4 protein-coding genes and 2 pseudogenes are annotated in these 5,342 nt (G+C 74.2%); 4 read left to right on the forward strand and 2 right to left on the reverse strand.

All coding sequences use genetic code 11. The annotated features are described in order from the left end of the window. The coding region (locus CM1CMNOD_RS15140) for a WD40 repeat domain-containing protein (protein WP_431607661.1) at nucleotides 1-488 on the forward strand (488 nt) is incomplete at its 5' end. On the opposite strand, the pseudogene CM1CMNOD_RS24500 reads toward CM1CMNOD_RS15140, so the two are convergent. Then, nucleotides 485-952 (reverse strand): annotated as a pseudogene (locus tag CM1CMNOD_RS24500) (bifunctional DNA primase/polymerase); the annotation flags it as partial. The gene CM1CMNOD_RS15140 and the pseudogene CM1CMNOD_RS24500 sit on opposite strands and share 4 nt — an antisense overlap. A gap of 449 nt (nucleotides 953-1,401) precedes the next feature. Between CM1CMNOD_RS24500 and CM1CMNOD_RS15150 the strand changes: the two are divergent. The 3 genes from CM1CMNOD_RS15150 to CM1CMNOD_RS22510 are packed head-to-tail and all read left to right on the forward strand — an operon-like array spanning nucleotide 1,402 to nucleotide 3,685. Beyond that, nucleotides 1,402-2,292: a TIGR04222 domain-containing membrane protein gene (locus CM1CMNOD_RS15150; protein ID WP_013874478.1), complete on the forward strand. Its 891-nt coding sequence runs from the start codon at nucleotides 1,402-1,404 to the stop codon at nucleotides 2,290-2,292. Continuing rightward, the gene (locus CM1CMNOD_RS15155) at nucleotides 2,289-3,248 is read left to right on the forward strand and encodes a DUF692 domain-containing protein (protein WP_013874479.1); all 960 of its coding nucleotides are present in this window, start codon (nucleotides 2,289-2,291) and stop codon (nucleotides 3,246-3,248) included. Before CM1CMNOD_RS15150 ends, CM1CMNOD_RS15155 begins: the two co-directional genes overlap by 4 nt. After that, entirely contained in the window at nucleotides 3,245-3,685 is a 441-nt protein-coding gene (locus CM1CMNOD_RS22510) for a hypothetical protein (RefSeq protein ID WP_013874480.1), read from the forward strand. Before CM1CMNOD_RS15155 ends, CM1CMNOD_RS22510 begins: the two co-directional genes overlap by 4 nt. 42 nt (nucleotides 3,686-3,727) lie before the next feature. Here the strand turns inward: CM1CMNOD_RS22510 and CM1CMNOD_RS15165 are convergent. Next, nucleotides 3,728-5,342 (reverse strand): annotated as a pseudogene (locus CM1CMNOD_RS15165) (phenylalanine--tRNA ligase subunit beta); the annotation flags it as partial.

The following is a 5,342-nucleotide window of genomic DNA, read 5'->3' on the forward strand; positions in this document are numbered from 1 at the left end:
CCCTCGCACCCGACACACCCACCCGGCCCACTGTCCAGGCACCCCCACCACGGCCACGGCCACGGCCGGCCGGGAACACCGGCCCCGTCCCCTGGTGGCGGCGCCGGCGGCGCCGGCGGCTCCTGGCTGCCACCGGCACCGCGGTCCTCGCCCTCGCCGCCGCCCTCACCATCCTGATCACCACCACGACCGGCGGCTCCCCGCCCGCCTTTGTCGCAGCAGGCCCACCGCTGACCGGCCACACCGACGCCGTGGGGCCGGTGGCGTTCGCCCCCGACGGGCACACCCTCGCCACCGGCAGCGCCGACAGCACGGTGCGGCTGTGGGATGTGACGGACCCGCGGCAGGCCCGCCCGCTCGGCTCACCCCTCACCGGCCACACCGGCGCCGTGGAGTCGGTGGCGTTCGCCCCCGACGGGCACACCCTCGCCACCGCCAGCTACGACAAGACGGTGCGGCTGTGGAAAGCCCGCGTAAGCGGCTCCTAGACGTAGGAGGGCTCTCCTGCCTCCCGGGACGGCGTCCCGGCGACAACGGAGCCGGGACCGATGAGGTAGCCGCCGGTGCGGCGACCAGGACCGCGGACGTCGAGACCCGGCCCGAGGGCGGTCCTCCCGCCGGACACGCTCGCTGCCGTGCAGCCGTCCGGCGCGCGGAAGTACAGGTGCAGACCCCCGCTGGGGTCCGCACCGTCAGGGTTGCGGGCCAGTCCTTCCCCAGGCCGACGGCGAGCGCGGCGAGCGTTGCCGGGCCGTCGACGTCCAGGTCCAGGTCCAGGTCCAGGTCCAGGCCGACGATGCCGGAGGCTCGGCAGCCGACGCCGATGTTGTCGCCGTCGTGCCAGCAGCTCCCGCACGCGTCCGGGGCTGGTCAGGCATCGCGCATGCCAGGCGCCGCCGACGGGCCGGCGGCCGCCGGGCGGGAGCAGGAACACCGCCAGCCCGCGCCGGGCGAGGTCGACGGCCGCGGCCGTGGTCGATAACGGGGCCTACCAGCGTGGTACCCCTCCACGGCGTCGGGAGCCGGACACTCCTGGCCCCGGCCGCGCCGGACGGTCGACGCTGTCAGAAACCACCGGAGTAAACGGATGGCACCGGCAACAAACCGTCCGGGCCCGGCCGCCGGGCCTGCACACGAGATCGGGACGCCGAGAACCGGAAGGGAACGCGGCATGACACACGACATGACGCCGGCGACCATCGCATCCGCCACGCTCGCCGGCGCCCTCACCGCCGGCCCCCCGGCCGGCGGGCACGCGATGGCACGACAGGCACACGTTATGGCACGGCACGTTATGGCACGGCAGGCGGCAGCGGCGCGGCAGGTGCCGGCCGGGCGCATGGTCCAAGTGCCAGCCGAACCGGTGATCGCCAGTGGTCCGTCGCGGCGGACGGGGCCGCGGTGACGTTCTTCGGCGCGTACCTGACGCTCCTGCTGATCTTATTGATCATCATAATCGGCGCCCGGGTCGTCCTGTCGCGCTCCCCTGACGTACCACCCGTGGACCCGCGCAGCATCCCCCTCGACGATCTCGGTTTCCTCGCCGGCGGGCCGAGACGGGCGGTGGAGGCAGCGGTCATCGCCCTGCACGACGAGGGCCGTATCGCCCCGGGAACCCGGCGGTCCTCACTCGTCGCGATCGGCCCCCCGCCGGCAGGAGGACACGCCATCACCCATGCGGTGCACAGCGCCATCGCCGCGGCAGGCGAGATCCGGCTCAGCCAGGTCAAACGGATCGTTGCGGGCAGCCCGGTCGCGCATGCCACCCGCGCCGGATTACAGGCGGCGCACCTCGTGCCGCCCGCGGAACAGATCCGCAGGCTCCGGCACCTGCGCCGGGCGTTCCTGATCATGGCGGCCGCGGGTCTGCTCGGTTTCCCGTTCGCTGTCGTGGCCGGCGACGTCGGCGCCTTCTTCTACCTGCCGGCCGCGTTCATGATGTCCATGGTCGCCATCGTGGCGACGATTATCCCGACGACCACGCGGGCCGGGCGCCGGCTCCTGCGGGACGCCCGTGTGCTCGCGCGGAGTCTGGGCCTGGGCGGGATTCCCGGTCAGCGCGGTGTGGCCGTGGCGCTGTTCAGCCCGATCGTGCTGTGGCGGACCGATCCCGTGCTCGCCCGACAACTCGGCTTCTCCTTCCGCTCCAACTCGAACGGTTCCTCGTCGGGTGGTGGCTCCTCCTGCGGGGGCGGGTCCTCCTGCGGGAGCGGGTCATCCTGCGGCGGCGGGTCCTCCTGCGGCGGCGGCGGTGGCTGTGGTGGTGGCGGTGGCTGTGGTGGTGGCGGATGACCACATCCGGACCGGGCGCCGGTACACCACTGTCCGGACTGGGGATCGGCTGGCGGCCGGAGCTCGCCGCCTTCATCGCCGACCGGACGGACCTGCGTTTCGTCGAGGTCATAGCCGAGACCCTGCACACCCACGGTCCCCTGCCGGTCGGTCTCGACGAACTGGTCGAACGCGGCGTGACGGTGGTGCCGCACGGTGTCGGCCTCGGGCTCGGCGGCGCCGAACCGCTCCAGCCGGCGCGGGTGGCGCACCTGGCCGCCGTCGCCGAGCGGCTGCAGGCGCCGCTGGTGAGCGAGCATGTCGCGTTCGTGCGGGCCGGCGGCCTCGAAGCCGGTCACCTGTTGCCGGTCCCACGCACCCGCGAGGCCCTGGACGTGCTGGTCGCGAACGTGCGGACGCTGTCCGCCGAGCTCGCGGTACCGCTCGCCCTGGAACATCCGGCCGCCCTGCTGCACTGGCCCGAAGCGGACTTCGACGAGGCCGACTTCCTCACCGAACTGGCTGAGCGCACCGGCGCGCTGCTCCTGCTGGACCTCGCCAACCTGCACGCCGACCGGGTCAACCACGGGGTCGACCCGCACCGCTTTCTCGAGGCGTTGCCGTGGGAGCGCATCGCCTACATCCATGTGGCGGGTGGAGTGGTACGCGACGGGCTCTACCACGACACCCACACCCATCCCGTCACCGGTGAGGTCCTCGATCTGGTGCGCGAGGTGGCCGAGCGCTGTCCGGACCGGAGCCCGTATCCACCGGACCGGCACCCGGACACGGATCCGGCAGGTCAACGGCACCCCAGCCATCCCGGTTGTTCCGATTGTTCCGACCGTCCCGGTCGCGCTGCCGCGGGCTCCGGCGGGACGCCGGCGATCATGCTTGAGCGCGACGGCCGCTACCCGTCCGTCCAGGAGCTCACCGACGAGTTGGACGCCATCGCCGCCGCCGGACACATCCCGTGATCGACCCCGCCCCGCGCACCGGACTGCGGCAGGCGCAGGATGATCTCGTGCGCGCGCTGGTCACCGGCGGGCCTGTCCCCGCCGGCTTCGACCCCGGGCGAGTCGGGGCAACCCGGACCGCGCTGCTGCGCAAACGCGCGGACGCGGTCGCGCGGGCATGGCCGGCGCTGTCCTGCCTGCCCGACTTCCACGCCAGGTTCACCGCGTTCGCGGACGGTCGCCCACCCGCCGGGGCGCACGCCGACGGGGTGGCCTTCGCCCGCGCGGTTCATGGTGATCTCGACCGCGAGGCGCGGGCCGAACAACTGGTGGCGGTACTCGCGCGGCGGCGGCTGGCGATCGCCGCGGACCGGCGCGGCGGCGGGCGTCCGCTCGTCGCGGTACGGGCGCCGTTCGTGGGCACTCACGTCCTCGGCCTCGGCCGCGAGGACGACTGACGACTGACGACGTGAGGACAGGACAGGACGGGCCAGGACGGGTCAGGTGCGCAGAACAGCGCCGGTCAGCCGCGCAGCCTCGGCGATCGCCGCGTCCCGTGCCGCGTTGGCCTCCTGGGCGGTCAGCGTCCGGTCCACCGCCCGCAGCCGCAGGCCGAACGCGAGTGACCGCTTTCCCTCCCCTATCTGGGATCCCTCGTAGACGTCGAAGAGGGTCAGAGCCTCCAGCAGGTCACCGGCACCGCGGCGCAACCCCTCGGTGACACGCGCCACCGGCACGCAGGCCTCGACCACCAACGCGATGTCACGGTCGGCCGGCGGGTAGGTGGACACCGCCGGGGCGGTGACCGGCGGGCGCGCCAACGCGATCTCGAGCACCGTGTCGAGGTCGAGTTCCATGGCGCAGGTTCGGGCCGGCAGCCCATACGCCGCGATCACGCGCGGATGCAGTTCCCCGGCGTACCCGACCACCTGGCCGTCCGCTGACAGGCGCGCGCACCGGCCCGGATGCCACGGTGTCAGCGCGTCCGCCGTCACCGTCAGGTCCACACCGGTGGCCGCCGCGACGGTGTGCGCCGCGTCGACGGCGTCCTGCCAGGTCGCCGGCTGCCCAGGCCCCCACCAGCCGGCCGGCTCGCGGCGGCCGGTCAGGACGACGGCCACCAGCCTGGGCTGCTCGGGCAGGACGGCGTTGAGCGCGGCGATCTCGGCGTCGCCGGGCCGGTGGTCGACCGCCGGAGTCGGCGGTGTGACCACCGGTGTGGTGGCCGTGGCTCGAAAGACCAGCCCGGTCTCGAACAGGGCCAGGTCGACCTGCCCACGGCCGATGTTGCGGACGGCCGCGGCGAACAGCCCCGGCAGCAGGGTGGTACGCAGGTTGGCGGCGTCCTCGGCGATCGGGTTGGCGATCCGGACCACCGCCGCCCGCGCGTCGTCGCTGGTGAGTCCGAGCCGGTCCGGGGTGTCGTCCCCGACGAACGGGATGGTCAGGACCTCCACGTAGCCCTGGTGGGCGAGGGCGGTGCCGACCGCCCGGCGGATCCGCTGGCCCTGGGTGAGGCCGCGGCCCGCGGGCAGCCGTGGGAGGGTCACCGGGATCGTGTCGTACCCCTCCAGGCGCATGACCTCCTCGACCAGATCGGCAGGCCGGGTCAGGTCGGGACGCCAGGACGGCGGGACGACCAGCAGCGCGCCGTCACCGACGCTGTCGGCCCCGGCGAGGTCAACGGCGGCTCCGGGGAGAGCGACGGCGTCGGTGCCGGCGTCGGCGACCGTGCAGCCGACCTCGACCAGCCGTCGGCGGACGACCTCCGCCGGATAGGGACGCCCGCCCAGCCGGGCCGTCTCGCCCAACGGGAAGGTGATGGGCCGCGGCGCCGGACGGTGATCGATGTCGGTCACCCCGGCTTCGGCGGTGGCGCCGGCGAGTTCGGTGAGCAGGCGCAGGGCGGCACGGGCCGCCGCTGGCGCGAGCGCGGGGTCGACGCCGCGCTCGAACCGGCGGGATGCCTCGGAACCGAGCTGGTGGCGCCGGGCCGTGCGGGCCACCGCGACCGGGTCGAAGTGGGCGGCCTCAATGAGGATCTCGGTGGTGTCGCGGAGATCTCGGTGGAGGCGCCACCCATGACCCCGGCGAGCGCCACCGGCCCGGAGTCGT

It is taken from the genome of Protofrankia symbiont of Coriaria myrtifolia (genome assembly GCF_900634755.1).
GTDB classification, from domain to species: Bacteria; Actinomycetota; Actinomycetes; order Frankiales; family Frankiaceae; genus Protofrankia; species Protofrankia coriariae.

Bases quoted from the DNA above. Each gene is read 5' to 3' on its own strand.
- CM1CMNOD_RS15155 (WP_013874479.1), top strand. From the start codon at position 2,289: ATGACCACATCCGGACCGGGCGCCGGTACACCACTGTCCGGACTGGGG.